The organism is Bacillota bacterium (assembly GCA_012837335.1).
In the GTDB taxonomy this organism is placed as follows: Bacteria; Bacillota; Limnochordia; order Darwinibacteriales; family DTU012; genus DTU012.
Genome location: DURM01000064.1, coordinates 116,370 through 135,615, shown reverse-complemented (window position 1 = coordinate 135,615; position 19,246 = coordinate 116,370). Strand labels below are relative to the sequence as shown.

Sequence of the window (19,246 nt, the reverse complement as noted above, 5' to 3'; positions counted from 1 at the left end):
CAGACCCCCTAGCTGGAAGCCTTATGGAGAGCCTCAATAACGCGCTGAGCGTCAAACGGCTTCACTAAGAAATCCCTGGCACCAGCATTTAGAGCTTCTATTACCATTGGTTTTTGACCCATTGCACTGCAGACAATGATTCTCGCATCGGAATCAAACTTCACTATTTCCTTAATTGCAGTAATGCCATCCATTTTTGGCATGGTGATATCCATGGTAACTAAATCCGGCCTGAGTTCTTTGTATTTGCTTACTGCCTCTTCTCCATCGGCGGCTTCACCAATTACTTGGAACCCGTTTTTCTGGATCACATTTCTGAGGGTCATCCGCATAAATGCAGTGTCATCAGTTATTAATACTGTCTTAGCCAATGGATTCACTCCTTCCCTTAATTAGTGAATTGTGGTCTAGAATCAGTGCAACATCGCCATTACCCAGTACCGTAGCACCACTAATACCGCGAATATCTCCAAGTATATTTGGTAATGACTTGATTACGATTTCCTGCTGTCCGATTATATCATCTACAATAAAACCGGCTTTCTCACCTTGGGACTCTACCACGATGACCGAAAGAGTGTCTCCATGGTTTACCTGGCCAAATCCAAGCGCTTCATTCAGATCGAGCAGCGGTAGGATCTCATCGCGCAGCACGATCACTTTTTGGCGGGAAACAGTTTTGATCTGGCTGCTAATTACCAGAAGGTTTTCTCGCACTGATTGGATCGGAAGTGCGTAAACTTGGCTGCCGCAGGTTACCAGCAGTGCTTTAATGATTGCCAGTGTGAGAGGAAGCTTAATGGTAACACAGATACCTTCGCCGGGTGATGATTCAATTTCAACCTGTCCACTCAAACCTTCAACGATGCTTTTTACTACATCCATTCCCACACCGCGCCCTGAGACATCTGTAACAGCTTTGTTTGTGCTGAATCCGGGCCTGAAGATCAAATCGACAGCCTGTTCCATGGTTAAATCGCCGGAATAATTGGGCGGAAGTAGTCCTTTTTCGATCGCACTTTCCTTAATACGTTCCAGTTCCAGTCCTTGACCATCGTCATAAACCTGAATGATCACATGACCACCTTCATGAAATGCGCTCAATCTCAAGGTTGCCTCAGCAGATTTGCCAAGAGCCAACCGCTGTTCAGTGGTTTCAATGCCGTGGTCAATACTGTTGCGAACCAAGTGAACTAAAGGATCACCGATTTGATTAACCAGCGAGCGATCTAATTCTGTTTCTTCACCCACAATCTCGAGGTTAATTTCTTTTCCATAAGTCTGGGCAAAGTCTCTCACTAAGCGGGGAAAGCGGTCGAACACCTGCTTAATCGGTACCATCCGCAGCTTCATAGCTGCATATTGCAGTTCGGTTGTGATCCGATCCAGCTGAACTAGAGCATTTTTGGTGTTATCAGTCAGCATCTCGGTTTGAATCTCCATCACCTGGGTTTTGCTGATCACTAGTTCGCCGATTAAGTTAATCAGTCCATCCAGACGTTCTGTCTCTACTCGAATATAGCGATCAACGAATGCCCCCCGGGACATCACAGGTGCAGACTTAGCATGCTGTTGTGCTGGAGAAGTCTTTTCAACTGCGGCAGCTAATTCGCTGCTGGGTTGATTTTCTTGAGGTGAAACTGCTTGCGCTGCAGGCTTAGAGGGGACAAACTCAATAGGTGTAACCGACACATACTCGATTTCCGAAATTCTTTCGACCGTATTGGCGATCGTTTCGCGGTCCTTTTGCGACAGCAGAATAACTGCAAACTCCAAATCAAACTTTTCATCCTCAAGGTCTTGAGCAGGAGGATTACTTTTGATAATCGTGCCGACCTGCTCTAAAGCTTGAAAGACAGTATAGACCCGCACCGACTTTAACAGGGTCTTCGGCCGCAGCCTTATGACAATCTTATACGGCAGATAACCTTCGTTAGCAGCCGACTGCACAACTTCAAGTTCAAAATCTTCAAATGTAATATCAATGCTTGATTCAGCAAGCTTCTGACTGTCCTCTTGGTGCTTAAGGCTGATCTCTAGATTATCGCGTTTCTGCATTAACTTTCTCAGTTCAGCAGCGAGGTGCCTTAAATCCGGCAGTTCTTCCTCGAGCAGAGTCTTTTCTAATAATGTCTGGAGACCGTCAATCGCCGAAAAAAGTACGTTCACCACCGGTTCAGTGGCACTTAACTCTCCGATTCTGAGCAGATCTAAAACACTCTCAATTTGATGGGTAAAATCTGCAAGCTCTTGGTAACCCATAGTACCGGACATCCCTTTTAAACTGTGGGCTGCCCGAAACATTTCATTTAAAGCTGTGCGATCATCTGGATTATTCTCTAGGCGCAGTAAATATTGGTTTAAAGCTTGTAAATATTCGTGTGCTTCTGCAGCAAACACGTCTTTGAATTCAGATGCATCCAAAGTTAATCCCCCCTTTGGTGTCAGCTGATGCTTTTGATTCTGTTGCTGGCGGTAGATATTTCTGTGATTCTAATTCCAAACTGCTCCCCTACTACTACAACCTCTCCGCGAGCAATTAGGGTGTTGTTGGCATAAACATCGATAGGTTCTCCATCAAGCGTATCCAACTCCATGATATGACCAGGACCGAGCTTTAAGATGTTTTCGATTGACATCTTGGTCCTGCCCAATATTGCTCTCACCTTGACAGGAATATCTTTAATCAGTTCAATATTGAGGTTGCCTAAATCATGGATTGCCTGTTTTTCGTCAGCTATAAGGCTGTCCCACGCAAGAGTTCCCGCAGGTTCCACCTCGGGCTCAACCGGAATATCCGGGGCGGGGTCTGCCACTTCGGCGCTGTCCATCTCAGCGCTTTCTTCCGCAGCAAATAGGCTTGCCACCATCTCTTTAGCAAAATCCAGATCAATCAACTGCAGCATTACGCTGTCAACAAGATCAGAGATGTTAAACCGAAATGAGATAACAGCAACCATATCGTCGCCAGCGCCGAGGACATCAATATCCTCACCAAGATTCTGTCTGAAAGCATCTGGCGGTGAAATGTTGATCAGACGATTAAACAGCTCGGACATGGACGTAGCTGCCGAGCCCATCATCACATTCATGGCCTCAGAAAGGGCGCTCATGGTGATTTCATCAACAACATCCGGAAACTCACTTTCGTCCAAACCCATCATTAAAGCTCCAATTACAGCGGCATCTTCTTCCTTGATCACCAGCAGATTCGATCCCTGCAGCCCTGTTTGGTATTTTACATCCACAACGATGCAGGGTATGGGATAGCTCTGCTGAACATCCGCTAACGAAGCCACCGATACATCCGGAACTGTAATTGTAACTTTCCGGTTGATCAGTGTGGACAAGGCAGTGGCAGCTGAGCCCATTGAGATGTTGCCTATTTCCGCGAGTGTATCTTTTTCCATTGCGGTTAAGTCTTTCTTGTCTGATGAATCGATTCCACGAATTAGAGCATCAATTTCACTTTGATCTAAAATATTGTCATTAGCCATTTTTCTACTCCTCTTGTGATTCACAAATCGATGTAATAACGACACCAAGCTTATCACCCAGTTTACCGGGGGTGCCTTTGAACTTGGTTAGTGAACCAACCTTTACATCTACATTTTCACTCCGCTTGCGGTCCAGTTCTATGACATCGCCGATTTCTAAAGTCAGCAGATCATTAACTGAGACTATGGCGGCGCCGAGCTCTACTTCTATTGGAAGTACTGCGGACTTAACCCGTTCTCTCAGCTGAGCCAACTTTTCTGGATCTGGTGGAGTCAGTGATTCGAACAGCCGATGCTGCGTAATCTTGGACAGAACTGGTTCAAGTGTCCTAAATGGGATGCAAATGTTAAAACTATCTGTTACCTCATTAAACTCAAAGCGCAGTGAAACCACGACAACAACATCCCGATCGGTTGCGATCTGGAGAAATTGAGGATTGTGTTCAACCGCCTGAAGTTTAAAATCTATTGCTTCAACATCCTTCCAAGCATCACTGAGGATCTTACCAAAATTGGTGATTACCTGACGTTTAAACACAGCCATCTCAATATCGCTCAAACCACGGGAAAACCCATAGCTCTCGCCCCTGCCTCCGCAGAGACGGTCATGCATGATAAACGCGCTGTCGGGTGTCAGCTGAACCACAATACTGCCCGGCAGTGGAGACGCATCAAAAATACTCAGGACAGATGGATGCGGAAGTGAACGCACAAACTCTCCGAAGGTTAACTGATCGATAGCTTGAAATTTAAGCTCGAACCTTGTTCGGAACTTAGCCGACATTAACCCCGAATAGGCGCGGCTGAACTGCTCGTGGATTCTCTGCAATCCCCTCAGCTGATCTTTAGAAAACTTATTCGGTTTGGTAAAGTCATAAGGCGCATCGGATAAATCTTCAATTACTTCTTGAATGGCATCTTTCGGCTGCAGTGTAGCTTGGATCAGTTGATCTATTTCAGATTGGCTGAGAATATCTTCCATCTTTACCTCACCTCTCTTAATACATATATCGGCAGATTATTGGGGATCTCCAGCGGCAGCGGCCTCGCTTTCCAGGTTTTTCAACTCGATCTGCTCTTCAGTAGATAAAATTTTAGCCACTTCCAGCAGAATGATCAAACGATCATCTACTTTACCAACACCTTTTAGATACTCCGCCCGCAAACCGGCAATGCTCCGCGGCGGCGGTTCGATTGCCGATTGAGGCACTCGCATAACTTCTGTAACTGCATCAACTACAAATCCAACACTTCCGTCATTGATATCCACAATGATTACCCGAGTTTCAGCTGTGTTGTCTGCTTCCGGAACACTGAAACGTTTCCGCAGTGAAATAACAGGGATGATCTCTCCACGAATATTAGTAACTCCTTCGATAAAATCACTAGAATGTGGCAGCTTCGTGATATTCGGTGGTTTAATGATTTCGCGGACTTGAGTTATTTCAAAGGCAAACTCTTCATTGTAAAGATCGAAGACAACTAACTGCATTTCCTGGTCTACCGTTAGTTCATTCGCCATATCTTTTACTCCTTTCGGAATTGGTTATTGGTTACAATACCCCATATTACTAGTAAATTCGATTATTATCCAGTAATTCCCTGCAAAAACTTCAAACTCGCAAAATCTAAATTGAAAATAAAAAAATCTAACTCGCCCAGAATAGGCAAGTTAGATTTTTAACTTCAATCGCCTTATTTAATAAATCCGATTAAGACGCTGACTGCGGCAGCAGCGATAGCGATCATTGCGGTACTTTTCGCCGATTTCAGTTCTTTTTCGGTTACTGCCTTGTAGTGATCAAACTCAGCCTGCAGTTCAGCAACCGTGCTTGATAATCCCCGCTCCCGGATAATGGCAGCGTTCATCTGCACAGCAATTTCATCGGAAATCCGCTTGTTTAACGCGGCCAGTTCCTCTTCAGATAGGCCTACCTGAGCAGCTAGGCTTTCAATGTCAGCCTGAAGCTGTTCCAGTGAGGAGCTGGTGGATTGCGCCTGCGCAGCGCGGTTTTGCTTCTCCTGCTCGAGCATAACTGCAATATTCTGCAGATCTTTTTCTAATTCTAAATTGCGGCTGCTCAAGCTCTCTAACTGAACCTTCAGCTGTTCATAGCTGCGGAGCAGTTCACCATCAGTTCTAGCAATTGCTGCCAGTAGTTCATCTACTCGCTTCTGCAGCTCTGTAAGCAACTGCTGCTGTTCTTCTTCGCGAGTCAGCATCTCCTGAGACAGCTCGCTCGCTAGCTTCTCCAAGGACGCTTTAAAATCTTGGTCAAAGACCAACATGGAGAAAATTGCATCCTTTTCAGCAGTCCAATTTTGGATTCTATTCAGGTCTGCTTTCTGCATGCGGATTTCTTCGTCTATTTTAATTACAGCTTGCTGAAGCTCGGTAATGCTTTCGTTTTGAGCATCGAGCTGAGTTTGCTGGGCATCTGCCCGCTCCCGCTGATCCTGAAGTTCTTTCTGCTGAGATTGCAGTGTGCCCTTCTGAGCTTCAATTTCACTCTGCTGTTGATCAAGCAGAGCCCTGTGCTCGTCGAGGCTTTCCGCAGTTTTTATCGCTTCCTGCATAATATCTGCCTTAAGACGGGCAATTTCTTCAATCAGCTCAGCCTGGCTGGCTACTACCTTATTAACCCGCTCCTCAGTAGCCAAACCCAATTTTTGGGTATCATCTAGTGTTTTTACGATTTTTTCCTTATCTGTGTAAAACTTAACCAGCTCAGCGCGGAATTCGGTAGTCAGCTCGCGCAGCAGGTCAATGTCACCCTGGGAACCCATCACTCTGCCTGCTTCTATTTCGTCAAGAATTCTGGCTACAGTAACTGCCAGAGTATAGCGATCGACAGCGTTGGTTCCCTGGAAGCTGCCATCTTCATATGTCGCTAAAAATCCACGATTGACCAAAGACAGTACGGCTTGATAGGCCCAATGGTCCTGCGGCACATCGGTCACATTGGCTGAAACCGGTTGAGCCGCATAGCCTAATAACAGCACAAACAATAAAAGTCCACTAACTATCCGCGAGCTTTTCATCAAAATTTCCTCCCTTAAGCTTATTCGATCACAATTTCCCGATTCTCCACAGCCGCCGTGATTGAATACAGCTGGCTGTCATACAGCGAAACATTATTGATGTTTATCTCAGCCGTACCGCTTTGTTTAGCTCGGAAGTGAATGGTAATCAAGGTGCCAAATGCTGATGGCAGCGAATTGCCGGTACCTCGGTCACCGCTTATGCCTGAAACTACACCCTTGATATTATCCACTCGCGGTGTCTGCCAATCCAGAAGTTTGGCTGTTTCACCGGAGGTATCAACAAACAGTGTACCCCGTGTGATATCAAGTGAGCGGCCAACAATTTCGAGCATGTCCGGATCAAAACCGATTTCCAATTCCGCTCTGCGGAAATCCGGAAGGTTGGCAGCCAGGATCGGAATCGAGAAATATTCGCCCGCAGTTATCTTGGCTTTGGTTGTCTGCGGTTCCCCGACAAATACTTTGGGTTCGATGTAAGGTACAAGAACAAAGTTATCTTTGATATAGGTATCTGTATCTGAGGAGACAGTCAGTGAATAGACTAACTGGCCGGAGACCCCAGACGGATCCAGATGCCAAACCGCTGTAGCAGATTGGTTCGGTTCGATTGTACCCAGCTGTTTAACAGCGTGCTCGCCTTGGGGCAGACGGAACATCGGATGACTCAGTACAGCAGTCACATTGTGAGCTGCTGCGCCACCGGTGTTGGTAATCTCGGCCGTTACCTGCATTGGCAGCGGCGAGAGGCGTTCATTTTCAATCCCCAGCGCCAAAGGCCCTTCCAGTTTGATGTCTAGATAGTCTGGTCTTACAATCTCGATGCTTCTTCTGGCAGTAGAGGACTCGCTATTTTCTGCGTCCACTTTAACCTGATATGTAACATTACCTGAAAAATCACCGGTTGGTATAACCTGCCAGCTGGTTTGGATTGTCTCGTTGACATCCAAAGTGCCAAAGTTGCGTCTCATCGGAGTTGATGATGCGCTGACCAGCTCTAACTCAGGCGGCAGCGATAAGGTCGCTGTAACATTACGGGCTTCGCCCTTACCTGTATTTTGAATGTAAGCCACAATCGTAAAGGACTCGCGGTGCCTGCGGTCACCCCTCACCTGCCATGGTGAGGTCAAACCTACCGAAAGCTCACCCGGAGATATGGTGACACCGCCCAAACCATAATAGGATACATAAGTACGAGATTCGTTTGGTGCCAAAGGTTTCTGATCCCAGTACATAGCGATGGCACTATCCAATTCGAATTCTCCAGATCTGGTAAAATCTCGTCCCGGCTGAAACTCAAAGTTCCACAAGCCATCAACAATGCTGCCCCAGTTGCTGAAATAAACCCGGTCAGGAGTGGTAACTTCTCCTCCCACCAAGGTTCCCTGAGACATTACCCTTGGGTTGGAAAGGGAGTCGAAAGCCTGCCAAAACGCAGGCATCTGATCTCTGTAAAAGACCGTATCGGTTAGAATCGCCCGGTCTTGGAGACGGAAAGGAGCTCCATCATTTTGGCCAAGCATCGTATCAATTACGAGTCTTAAGCCTACAAGATGGGATACGCTGTCAGTATTCAACAGCTCGTACTCTATTTTTGCCGTGTCCATCAATCCGGTTGTAATGCTTCTAGCGAAGCTCAGTGTCTGGGTCACCAAAATTGGACCCAGCTGCCAGCTGCTCACCAAGCTGTTATCAACTACAGCAGGAGGTTGTACCACCGTACCATAGCTCCCGCTGCGGCCGGCACGTCGATTGGTAGAATTGCCGTAAACCCAGTTCTGATTGCCAATGCGAACTGTAGTGTACGAAGTCCACGGCTCTTCTCCACCATAGATTAAATGCTGATTCTCATCTCCTGCGCGATCAGGATCTCCGCCGGTGGTGCCGACTGAGAATCTGCCCATATTCTCTTCAAGCGTGTTGATGATAATGCGGATATATTCATTGGCGATCTCTAGGTTCACCTGCTGCTCCTCAGCGGAGGCACTAGCACACATTGCAAGCATAATAATCGCAATAAATATGAGGATTGTCCTTTTTGTTGAAGACAGCACAGCATGCACTCCTTCCTAAATTACAGTTCAGCCCAGTTGATCGCTACAGGAATAACTCTGATCCCTTCAGATAAGGAGAAGCTGACATCGATAATCAGCACATAGTCAAACTCTGCGCCAAGAAATTCCCAATTATTCAGGAACGTAAGCTGTGCCTGGCGATCCAGCCGCATATCTCCTGAAGTTTCTACAACTGCTACATCTTGAGCCCGACCATCCGTGCCCACCAGCACTTGCAGACGAACAATGCCCTCGGTTTTGTCATCCTGAGCGTTCTTCGGGTAGGAGACCCCCCCATTTCCGGCAATGTTCAAAACACTACCTCCCGCTGGTGGCGGCGGCGGTGGTGGCGCAGACTCTGCTTCACCCATACCTGACTCTTGAACGGAGCCAGAGCCATCCGTAATGTCTCCCATGATATCAGTTCCAGTTCCCGATACTCCCGAGAGCTCGTCATTGGGTTCCCGCTCTGATTCTGGATCAGGTTCGAGATCAATAGGTTCTTCCGGTTCCACTTCCGGTTCGACTGGTGCTTGGATAGGATCCGGTTCTGATTCCGGTTCTTCCTGCTGTTCGATATGGAGTTCTTCTCCTGTCTCACTGGTAACCAGCTGGGTAGAAACTTCCTCCGGTTCCGGCTTAGGCAGTGGTTCTGTCACGGTAGGCGGAGCCGGCGGCTCTACTTCTACTGTTTCTGGACGAGGCCGGGCAGGAGGAGTAATGTTATCGCGTGATTCAGGAACGACAGGTGTAGATGCAGCGTGGTCCTTGGGAGGTTCCTGGGTAGGCCGAGGCTGCTCCACCTGCGGAGCAGTAGTCTGCGAGGTCGGATCAGTAATCGGAGACAGTTCCTTGGCCGGACTCGGCTGGGAGTAAATAACGCGAACAACTCCTCCCTGCGCCGGACCTTCTACGCCGAAATTCAGAACGTCTTTCCATTCGGGAACCATCCAGAAAATTACGGCGTGGATCACAAGGGAAATAAAAATGAAAATATTTAAATTGTTATTTCTCTTATCTCCGAGATTCATCATAGTATTTGATCCACCTTTTTTAAGGTTGCCGTGTACCGATGTGAATAGTGTCAATGCCTACTTTGGACACGATATCCATCGCGCTGACCCACTGCTCAACAGTGGCGCGCCTGTCGCTGCTGACTACAACAGCGAGGTTTGGATTCACAGCAAGTGCTTCCGTTAAAGCTTGTTCAAGCTCCGGACCTGTAACCATTTTATTATTAAGATAGATGACTCCATCTTGCGAAACACTGATCTCAAAAACCTGGGATTGAACATCAGAACCGCTTACAGCTTTGGGAAGTTCAACCTGAATGGACATTTGGGTCTGATGCAGTACGGAAAATGCCATAAAAAAGATCAACAGGTGAAAGATCACGTCAATCATCGGTGTCATGTCAGGTTGAGCGAAGGGGTTGCGCTGTCTGCGTTTAAACTCCATTATCGTCACCTCTGACACCTAAGATATCAAGCAGCTGGGTGGAACATCTCGACATTTCCGCGATGTTGCGTTCAATAATGCTGTTTAAATAAGCGGTTACTGCCATAGTTGGAACTGCTATAATCAGTCCGGCTGCAGTTGTAATCAAAGCTTCTGCGATACCAGAACTTAAGTCGCTCGGTTGATGAATGCCCTGCATAGCTCCCATGACGTTAAACGCATCGATAACTCCGGTTACAGTACCTAACAAACCAAGCATAGGAGCAATACTGATAATCACATTGAGGATGTTCATCCGTTTTTCCATTTTGTAGATTTCAGCGTTGCCAATTTCGTGCATGCGCTCTTTGATCTCCGCTTTATCACGATCATAAAACGCAATGCCAGCGGAAAGGATAGCAGCTACTGGTCCCCGCGATTTCCTGGCTAACTGCATCGCTTCCAAGACCTTGCCCTGTCCCAATGCCAGTTCAATATCTTCCATTAAATCTTCTGTGTCAACTCTTGATCTCAACAAATACCACAATCTCTCGAGTCCTACGGCTACTGCTACTACCGAACAGAGCAGCAGAGGAATCATGACAGGACCGCCACTGATAATGATGTTTACCATTCACTATCCCTCCATTGTTCATCTACAAAGGTAACATTAAACCTGTTCGACATAATTATTCTAAATCCTTGTACATCCCACAAAATCCTCTGTGGTCACAAATACAGTTTTCGACGTGGACATGCAGTTATTGTCGGCAGGAAAGAAAAAACAAGCTGCGCTTAAACAGCTTGTTTCTAAAAGTCAGCCTGCGCTGCTGAGCCGAGCCTGTCTCCGCTCATATTCGGTTTTACGAACCCGCATCAGATATATCTCCCTCTGCTCAGCTCCACTTCCCCGGGTTAAACGGCCTTCTTTTTTAAAGCCTGCCTTATGATAGCATCTTATTGCCCGAAGATTATCGCTATAAACTTTCAGATAAATGCGGGATAGATTTAAGTGATTAAAGCCGTGTTTTAATAAAACGGTTACCGCGTCGGTACCATAACCCCGATCCCACAGATTTTTTTCACCAATGCGCACTCGCAGTTCCGCATCCCCGCTGCGCCAGGTAATCTGATCCAGTTCGATATCACCGATAATTATACCGTTAAGAATGATGCCAAATCTGATCTGATACCGGTTGCTTTCGGTTCGTTTTACCCAAGCTTCGCACTCCTGCACTGTTTTAGGATAACTGCCATCGCTGAAATACTCTATTTCATCATTATTGCTCCAGCTGATAATGCGCTGATAATCCGCCGGTTGAATCGGCCGCAGCATAACTTTTTCGCCATAAAGCTCCATGAAACCCCCCACTCCTTTTATGAAAATTGGTTGAATAACTATTTCGGATGGTTTGGTGTATGTTAGCTCTATTCGCTGCCCGCCGAATGTTAACCTTTAAGTAAAAAGCGGGAATAAATCATGATTTTGACAGATGGGCCCTTAAGCTTTCCACCCACTGATTTGGAATCAAACAGCGGCCGATCAGCACTTCGTCCTTGCCTTTGGGACCGTGGCAGTCGGATCCGCCGGTCGATAATAAATTAAACCGCTCAGCGATTTGAGAAAACTCCCGGACCTGGTCGGAATTGTGGTTGGAATGGATTACCTCTAAGCCGTCTATACCGATGCCGATCACATCTAACACCACGTCACGGTTCCTAATCAGCCCCGGATGTGCCAGCACCGCCGCGCCTCCGGCTGCGCGGATCAGCTCTACAGCTTGTCCGCAGCTCAATTTTTTGCGGGAAACATAGGCAGGAGCTCCAAAGGCCAGAAATCTGCGGAAGCTTTCCTGAATACTTGCAGTGTATCCTGATTCCATCAGAGCTTGTGCTAGATGCACCCGGCCGATCACTCCGGTACCGGCAAGTTTCTGTACCTGCTCAAAGTCGATAAAACAGCCGAGCTGATTAAGCTTCTCCACCATGGCATAGGCTCGCTCCCAGCGCTCTGCTTCTAGCTGTTTAAGAATCTGCAGGAGCTCAGTGTTGTCTAGATTAATTCCATAACCGAGGATATGCACTTCGCTGCCCTGGTACTCGGTGCTGAACTCAATACCGGTAAATATGTCCAGCTGCGGGAAGCGACTGCGGTCTACTGAAGCAATACCATCAATCGTATCATGGTCGGTAATTGCAATTGCTGATAACCCCAGCTCTATTGCTTTGGTGATTACTTGGACAGGAGCCCAGCTTCCATCGGAAGCTGTTGTGTGTAGGTGTAGATCTGCTGGCACTTATGCTCATCCTTTCGCCTGTAGTTGACTGCGAAGCTGCTGGAGTATCCTTTTCTCAATTCTTGATACCTGAGCTTGCGAAATGCCGATATCGGCAGCCACCTCCATCTGGCTTTTCTCGGCAATGTAGCGGAGCAGCAGCAGACGGCGCTCAGTTTCATCTAACCGCCGCACAGCATCTTTTAGGTATAATCCGGATACTTCCGGCTCAACAGCGACCTGGTCTTCTAGGAGGATTGGATCGCCTTCATCTTCATGAACCACCTGCTGAAGTGAAAGCACCGGAGCTGCCGCTTCTAAAGCTGCAATCAAATCTTCCTTGGCTGCTCCAATTTCTGCTGCAATTTCGCTGATCACTGGGTCTCTCCCCAATTTTCTGCTTAACTCTTCTTTAGCAGTCAGTGCCTTGGCCGCTAGTTCCCTCAGAGAGCGGGATACTTTTAATGGCGATGACTCGCGGATATAGCGCTTAACTTCGCCAATAATTTTTGGCACAGCGTATGTGGAAAACTTAACATCAAAACTGAGATCAAAATCATCGATTGCTTTAACCAGCCCTATACATCCAATCTGAAACAAATCATCCATCTCGACGCCGCGGTTTGCAAAGCGAGCGACAATACTGCGGACTAGGCGCAGATTGCATTCAATTAATCGCTGCCTAGCTTCATTATCCCCTAATTTCGCTGTCTCAAGCAGAACTCGTGTTTCGTCACTGGACAAAAGCGGATAGCCACCGAAATCCATCGAACCTAGCCTCTATTTTCCGGAATTTTTTTGGTCATCATTACTTTGGTGCCTTGATCAACTTCGGACTCGATTACAACATGATCCATCAGTTCATGGATAAATACCAAACCCAGTCCCATTCTTTCTTCCGGTATGGTTGTGTAGCTTGCTTCCGATGCTTTAGTAATATCGGGGATACCGCAGCCAAAATCTTCAACCGTTACTCTCAGCTCATTTTCAGAGAACTGCGCTGCCAAAACTATATTGCCGTAACTTTTGCGGTAGGCATGAATTACGCAGTTGGAGACTGCTTCTGAAACCGCAACTTTAATATCTTCGATTTCTTCTAACGTCAAATCTAATTGGGATGCGAACAAGGCAATTGCTGTCCGAGCAAACATCACATTTACTGATTCACTCGGAAACTCGATTCTAATCCAGTTTTTGACCTCCATTTCTTACTCCTCCCCGTTATAAAGATAGTGCTTCTTTTACCGAATCAGTAAAGTAAGCAATCTTCTGCATGCCCGAAAGTTTGAGGATGCGGTGGACATGAGGGCTGCAGGCAACAAAAATCAATCTACCGCCGCGCTTTTGAATCTGCTTATACCGGCCTAAAATCACTCCCAATCCAGAGCTGTCGATAAACTTTATTTTATCCATGCGCAGCACCAAATCCTTGATCACCTGGTTTGTAGCTAACTGGTTGTCGATGTACTGCTTAAAAGGCGGCGCGGTATGCATGTCGAGTTCGCCCTCGAGCGTAATGATCAGAGCGTTGTTCACCGTTTCTGCCGACAGCAATTGTTGTTCCTCCCCTCTGGTGTTTCGGTTTTTTAAAAGTTCACTATTTTGTATTTATTCATCCTTAATGTGATAATTCCTGCTCAGAAATGAAAAAAGGAAGCTTCATCAGCTTCCTTCAGTTAACAGGAGCAGCATTTTTTGGTAAATGCGAATTAGCAAATCGGGGATGCTGGCCCTCTCTATGGCTACCTCAGGTTTTAGTTCCATCTCAGCCACAGGCTGATCTTTGAGATAGGCAGTAATCTTCCCTACCGAAATATCGGTGGTAAGAGGCACCGGCAGTGAATCATCAATGCTGACCTCGGTAGTAATCTGCGCCTGCTCTCCCCTTTTTACGGTAACATAAAAATCTCTGCTCACAACCACATTTACTTTTTCTGGAATACCTTTCGGAATCATAATCTCTCCGACAGCAGTCTGTTTGGGTATAACCAAATGGGTTGTATACTCCCGAAAACCATAGTCCAATAGTTTAGTAATGTCGCTCTCGCGGCTGGCTTCACTGCTGCTTCCGAGCACAACCGCGATCAACCTCAGCTCGTCGCGCTTGGCTGTGGCAGCGATACAGTATCCCGCTTCGGTTGTAAATCCGGTTTTTAAACCATCAACCCCTTGGTAGCGGCGAAGTAGTTTATTATTATTCCATAAGACCGGTTTTTTGGTTGAATTTGACCTCATAGTATATTCATACGTTGAGACAAATTCTAATAATCGCGGCACTGTTAATGCATGGCGGGCCAGCTCAGCCACGTCTCTTGCACTCATGACCTGTCTGCCTCCCAACCCCAATAGAGTTGGCGGCAGGCCGCTGGCATTGCTGTACTCGCTATGGATTAATCCAAGCTCGCGAGCTCTTTGATTCATCAGAGATGCAAAAGCTGATTCCGAACCGGCGAGATATTCTGCTGCAGCAACCGCCGCATCGTTTGCTGAGCCGACAGCAATCGCATAAAGCATTTCTTCTAGTGTAAGCTGTTCACCGGGTTCAAGCCATACCTGCGAGCCGCCCATTGAAGCTGCGTATTCGCTGGTTGTAACCAGATCTGCAAGGGCTACTTTTCCGTCATTAAGTGCTTCCAAAACCAGCACTAGAGTCATCAGCTTCGAGATGCTGGCGACTGGCAGCGGTTCATCAATGTTTAATTCATAAAAAATCTGTCCGCTGTCAGCATCCATCAATAGAGCTGCTTTAGCTGTCAGGTCTAGTTCGGCAGCTGATCCCACCGCTCCCATACAGATAATGATGACAGCTGCTAAAAGCCAAGATTTACAGCGGATTTGACGCATGAACACCGCCCCCCTTCTTTAAATGCATATGGGGCTTGGCGCTCTATTATACATCACCACCGGTTATTTTGCGCCAAATCAAGCGGCGAAACGGTGGCGGCGATTGGCTGAAGCCGAAACAATCCCTTACTGCTTCAGGTTCATTCTTTAGTGGTTGGCTGCTGTGAACAACTGCTAAAGGCTGATTAATACCGACATAGGTTCCCGCTTTAACTTTCAATTCGATGCCGACACTGTAATCAATGCTGCTGGCTTTATCTATGCGGCCTGCGCCAAGCTGCATTACTAAGCTGCCAAGTTTCAGCGCATCAATGCTTTTAATGAAGCCGGATTGGCTGGATGTTACCACCGTTTGGTAATCGGCAGCTGGCAGCAGGGAGGGATTGTCAATTACGTCGGGATTGCCGCCTTGGTTAGCGATCAGTTCACGGAGCTTCTCCAGTCCTGCCTTTGTCTGCAGCTTTTCCAAAAGGGTGTCATAAGCAGCCTGATAATCCGATGAATGCTCGGCCAGAACCAGCATTTCTGCCCCTAACCGCAGGCATAGTTCAGTTAAGTCCCAAGCTCCATTTCCTGATAAGACAGCGATTGCTTCTTTGACTTCTAAAGCATTGCCAATGGCAGTTCCAAGAGGCTGATCCATATCGGTAACCAGAGCGATGGTCGGTTTTCCAGCCAACTTACCGATTGCCACCATTGTCTTCGCAAGCTCTACTGCGTCTTCTAATTTCTGCATAAAGGCACCGCTGCCGGTTTTAACGTCTAACACAAATCCATCGGCACCGGAGGCAATTTTTTTACTCATGATGGACGCTGCAATCAGCGGCAGCGAATCAACTGTTGCCGTGACATCCCGGAGAGCATAGAGTTTTTTATCTGCTGGAGCAATTGTTTCGGTCTGGCTGATGAGGCTGACTTTAATCTCGTTCACTTGACGGATAAACTCAGCCTGGGACAGCTCAACCTTAAAACCGGGGATGCTTTCCAGCTTATCAATAGTGCCGCCGGTGTGCCCCAGTGCTCTGCCGCTCATTTTTGCGATCGGCACACCACAGCTGGCGACTAAGGGTGCCACGATTAAGGTTGTTGTATCCCCCACTCCCCCAGTGGAATGCTTGTCGATAACGCTTCCTTCAATACCGCTCAGATCATTAATCGCTCCAGACTGAGCCATAGCCAAAGTCAAATCGGCGGTTTCTCGATGGGACATGCCTTGGAAATAAACTGCCATGCAGAAGGCGGCCATTTGGTAGTCGGCAATCTCGCCGGCATTGTACGCGCTGATTAAATACTTAATTTCAGCGGTGCTCAGTTCTCCCCCACTGCGCTTTTTTAAGATCAGATCATAAGCTCTCATCGCTTTCACCTCCACAGTTTGCCAAGAAAACTCTCGCCCGCAAATATCGGCTGCAGGCCGAAAAACTCACAGATGGTTTGAGCAATATCACTAAAGGTGGCTCTAATGCCCAATTCCACCGGCTGCACTTGGGAACCGTAGACCAGAAGAGGCACGTACTCCCGCGAGTGATCCGTGCTTGGCGTAGTGGGATCGCAGCCGTGATCTGCAGTGATGCAGAGCACATCATCAGCCGCAAGATTATCCAGGATTTCCGGCAGGTTGTTATCAAACTCCCGCAGGGCTTCGGCATATCCGTGGGGATTATTGCGGTGACCATATAAGCTGTCAAAATCCACACAGTTGGCAAAAATCAAGCCGGATGCTTGGCTCTGCAGGGCATGGACCACGGCGGATACTGTTTCCCGATTGTTCCCGGACGGAAGATGATTTCGGATTCCTCTTCCTGCAAAAATGTCCTTGATTTTGCCTATGGCTGTAGTGGGAATCTGGTTTGCTGTTAAGTAGTCAAGAACGGTTGGCTTTACCGGGGATAAGCTGAAATCTTTGCGGTTTTCAGTCCGCCAAAAACTGCCTGGTTCACCAAGAAATGGGCGGGCAATCACTCTGCCTACCCCATGCTCACCTACTAATATTTGGCGGGCGATTTGGCACCACTCATAAAGCTGCGGTAGAGGCACAATTTTTTCATGGGCAGCGATTTGAAAGACGCTGTCAGCTGAAGTATATACGATTGGAGCTCCATCCTTCATATGCTCAGCTCCCAAATCCTTAATGATCTCTGTACCGGAAGCGGCATAATTGCCCAGGATTGGCCTGCCGATCGCTCGGGAAAAGGCGTCAATAATGTCATCGGGAAAACCATCAGGATAGGTTGGAAATGGATGCTCAAGAACAACTCCGGCTAATTCCCAGTGGCCGGTGGTAGTATCTTTTCCCGGAGACTGCTCTGCCATTTTACCCCAAGCTGCCAGCGGTTCTTGGTGAGGATTTACACCTTGAATAGGATGAATGTTCCCCAAACCAAATCGCTCCAAATTTGGCAGTTCTAGGCCGCCAACTGCCTCGGCGGTATTGGCCAGGGTGTTACTGCCCTGGTCATTGTACTTCCAGGCATCAGGAAGCTCGCCAATTCCTACACTATCAAGGACTATCAAAACAAATCTAGCCATAAGCATTAATCCTTTCTATTAGAGCTAACCTGCGCGCGGGGATGAGTTGTTTGATAGACACTGCGCAGATGCTCTCGGGTTAAATGAGTATAGATCTGGGTAGTGGCAATGTCAGCATGTCCAAGCATCTGCTGTACCGAGCGGAGATCCGCTCCATTGGCAATTAAATGAGTCGCGAACGAGTGGCGCAGAACATGGGGGCTGAGCGTTTTTTCGATCTCGCACTTCTTGCCGTACTGCTTGAGGATTTTCCAAAAGCCTTGGCGGGTCATGCGCCTGCCTCTAGCATTAACAAACAGTGCCTGCTCACTCCGGTCTTTAACCAATTTACTGCGGCAGCGCTGGATATAGTGTTCCACAGCTTTAAGGGCCTTGCTGCCGATGGGGACAATCCGTTCCTTGGCTCCTTTACCAAAACACCGAACAAAACCAAGGGGATCGATATCACCCATATTTAAACAGATTAGTTCACTTACCCTTAAGCCAGTGCCGTACAGCACTTCAAGCATTGCTAAGTCCCGATAACCGGTTCTACTGGTCAAATCGGGTGCGCTCAAAAGCTTGTCCACTTCTTCGATAGTTAGAAATTCGGGAAGCTTGGTCTCTGATTTTGCTGCTTCCAAAACACTAAGTGGATTCTCATCGATCAGATCTTCAATCAACAAGTACTGATAAAAACCTCTGAGAGCAGCTGTCTTCCTAGCCAAAGTGGCTGGTTTGCCCTGCAGTTCCGCTTCGATTACTGCTAAGAAATCGATTACAATGGTTGGGCTTACCTCAAATAGGGATAAGTCTCTGTCCCTTAGATATGTATAAAACTGGTTTAAGTCAGTTTCGTAAGCTGCGATCGTATTATCACTCAATCCCCTTTCGATTAAGAGATGATTGAGGTAATCGCTGATGTAGCTTAATTCTTGTTCCAATTTCTCACCTCCAGATCAGGCTATCAAGCGCATCGAAAGCTGCATCAAAATGGGTGTGATGTACATTTCCACAAGCGAAGCGACTGCTAAAAGCCCACTGCTGAAAAGAATGATAATCGTAGTGGCTAAAAAGTGCACAACAATACTTTTATGTGATGTTCCAATGAGAGTTTTGACAGCAGATCCAGCAAAAGAGATAGCTGTGGTAGCGGCTAGTATTAAAGCGGGAATCAAAAACAAATTATGGGGAAGCAGCGAGGCAGCAGCCATCAGTACGCCGTTTAAATGCAATTCAGAAATCATAAAGCCAACGGTAAATCCCAAAACAAAGCCGCGCACAAAGATGAGGCCAAGAATCACAGGCACCCCGATGATGGTCAATCCCAACACCCAGATCAAGCCGCTGAGCTTCAGAATGTTGTCGGCAGCAGCTTTAGCTGCCAGAGTGTGCCGGTTAACTGCCGCCAATTCCTGCGGAAGAGTGAGATAAAAATCTTTCAGATAGTTATTTAAATCAGAAATCTGAGCTGGAGACAGCGTATTGACCGCGGCTGAGCCAAACGCAATTCCCATTAGAAACAGGAGCACAACACCGATCAGAATCGGCAGGCGCTGTTGAAAGTAGTACAACAACCCAAATCCCT

The 19,246-nt window shown here is 47.3% G+C and carries 20 protein-coding genes; all 20 read right to left on the bottom strand.

Annotated features, from left to right (window positions below; all coding sequences use genetic code 11):
* Positions 1-8: 8 nt before the first annotated feature.
* Positions 9-371, bottom strand: coding sequence for a response regulator (locus GX019_09265; protein HHT37346.1), 363 nt, complete (start codon positions 369-371; stop codon positions 9-11).
* Complete coding sequence (locus GX019_09260; protein HHT37345.1) at positions 364-2,424, bottom strand: chemotaxis protein CheA; 2,061 nt, start codon at positions 2,422-2,424, stop codon at positions 364-366. Before GX019_09260 ends, GX019_09265 begins: the two co-directional genes overlap by 8 nt.
* A 20-nt stretch (positions 2,425-2,444) precedes the next feature.
* Entirely contained in the window at positions 2,445-3,497 is a 1,053-nt protein-coding gene (gene fliY, locus GX019_09255; GenBank protein ID HHT37344.1) for a flagellar motor switch phosphatase FliY, read from the bottom strand.
* Between the two features lie 4 nt (positions 3,498-3,501).
* Complete coding sequence (gene fliM / locus GX019_09250; GenBank protein HHT37343.1) at positions 3,502-4,479, bottom strand: flagellar motor switch protein FliM; 978 nt, start codon at positions 4,477-4,479, stop codon at positions 3,502-3,504.
* A 36-nt stretch (positions 4,480-4,515) separates the two neighbouring features.
* Positions 4,516-5,019 carry a chemotaxis protein CheW gene (locus tag GX019_09245; GenBank protein ID HHT37342.1) on the bottom strand — a complete coding sequence of 168 codons (504 nt, stop codon included), beginning with the start codon at positions 5,017-5,019 and terminating at the stop codon, positions 4,516-4,518.
* Positions 5,020-5,192: 173 nt separating this feature from the next.
* Positions 5,193-6,539, bottom strand: a complete 1,347-nt coding sequence (locus GX019_09240) for a hypothetical protein (GenBank protein HHT37341.1) — start codon at positions 6,537-6,539, stop codon at positions 5,193-5,195.
* A 20-nt stretch (positions 6,540-6,559) separates the two neighbouring features.
* Entirely contained in the window at positions 6,560-8,593 is a 2,034-nt protein-coding gene (locus tag GX019_09235) for a hypothetical protein (protein HHT37340.1), read from the bottom strand.
* 20 nt (positions 8,594-8,613) lie between these two features.
* Complete coding sequence (locus GX019_09230) at positions 8,614-9,627, bottom strand: TonB family protein (protein HHT37339.1); 1,014 nt, start codon at positions 9,625-9,627, stop codon at positions 8,614-8,616.
* A 19-nt stretch (positions 9,628-9,646) separates the two neighbouring features.
* Entirely contained in the window at positions 9,647-10,051 is a 405-nt protein-coding gene (locus GX019_09225; protein ID HHT37338.1) for a biopolymer transporter ExbD, read from the bottom strand.
* Complete coding sequence (locus tag GX019_09220; GenBank protein HHT37337.1) at positions 10,041-10,664, bottom strand: MotA/TolQ/ExbB proton channel family protein; 624 nt, start codon at positions 10,662-10,664, stop codon at positions 10,041-10,043. Before GX019_09220 ends, GX019_09225 begins: the two co-directional genes overlap by 11 nt.
* A 183-nt stretch (positions 10,665-10,847) precedes the next feature.
* Complete coding sequence (locus GX019_09215; GenBank protein HHT37336.1) at positions 10,848-11,390, bottom strand: GNAT family N-acetyltransferase; 543 nt, start codon at positions 11,388-11,390, stop codon at positions 10,848-10,850.
* A 118-nt stretch (positions 11,391-11,508) separates the two neighbouring features.
* On the bottom strand, positions 11,509-12,327 hold the full coding sequence (locus tag GX019_09210; protein ID HHT37335.1) for a PHP domain-containing protein: 819 nt from the start codon (positions 12,325-12,327) through the stop codon (positions 11,509-11,511).
* 6 nt (positions 12,328-12,333) lie between these two features.
* Positions 12,334-13,074, bottom strand: a complete 741-nt coding sequence (locus GX019_09205; GenBank protein ID HHT37334.1) for a SigB/SigF/SigG family RNA polymerase sigma factor — start codon at positions 13,072-13,074, stop codon at positions 12,334-12,336.
* Positions 13,075-13,079: 5 nt separating this feature from the next.
* Complete coding sequence (locus GX019_09200) at positions 13,080-13,511, bottom strand: anti-sigma F factor (GenBank protein HHT37333.1); 432 nt, start codon at positions 13,509-13,511, stop codon at positions 13,080-13,082.
* A gap of 16 nt (positions 13,512-13,527) precedes the next feature.
* Positions 13,528-13,860 carry an anti-sigma factor antagonist gene (locus GX019_09195; protein ID HHT37332.1) on the bottom strand — a complete coding sequence of 111 codons (333 nt, stop codon included), beginning with the start codon at positions 13,858-13,860 and terminating at the stop codon, positions 13,528-13,530.
* A gap of 108 nt (positions 13,861-13,968) precedes the next feature.
* A complete protein-coding gene (locus tag GX019_09190; protein HHT37331.1) occupies positions 13,969-15,150 on the bottom strand; it encodes a D-alanyl-D-alanine carboxypeptidase in 1,182 nt (393 codons plus the stop codon).
* Between the two features lie 46 nt (positions 15,151-15,196).
* Positions 15,197-16,507: a thymidine phosphorylase gene (locus GX019_09185; protein HHT37330.1), complete on the bottom strand. Its 1,311-nt coding sequence runs from the start codon at positions 16,505-16,507 to the stop codon at positions 15,197-15,199.
* 5 nt (positions 16,508-16,512) lie between these two features.
* Entirely contained in the window at positions 16,513-17,679 is a 1,167-nt protein-coding gene (locus GX019_09180; protein HHT37329.1) for a phosphopentomutase, read from the bottom strand.
* A gap of 5 nt (positions 17,680-17,684) precedes the next feature.
* Positions 17,685-18,602 (bottom strand): site-specific tyrosine recombinase XerD, encoded by a 918-nt coding sequence (xerD, locus tag GX019_09175; protein HHT37328.1) that lies wholly within the window; start codon positions 18,600-18,602, stop codon positions 17,685-17,687.
* Between the two features lie 15 nt (positions 18,603-18,617).
* Positions 18,618-19,235: a stage II sporulation protein M gene (gene spoIIM, locus GX019_09170; GenBank protein ID HHT37327.1), complete on the bottom strand. Its 618-nt coding sequence runs from the start codon at positions 19,233-19,235 to the stop codon at positions 18,618-18,620.
* Positions 19,236-19,246 lie beyond the last annotated feature (11 nt).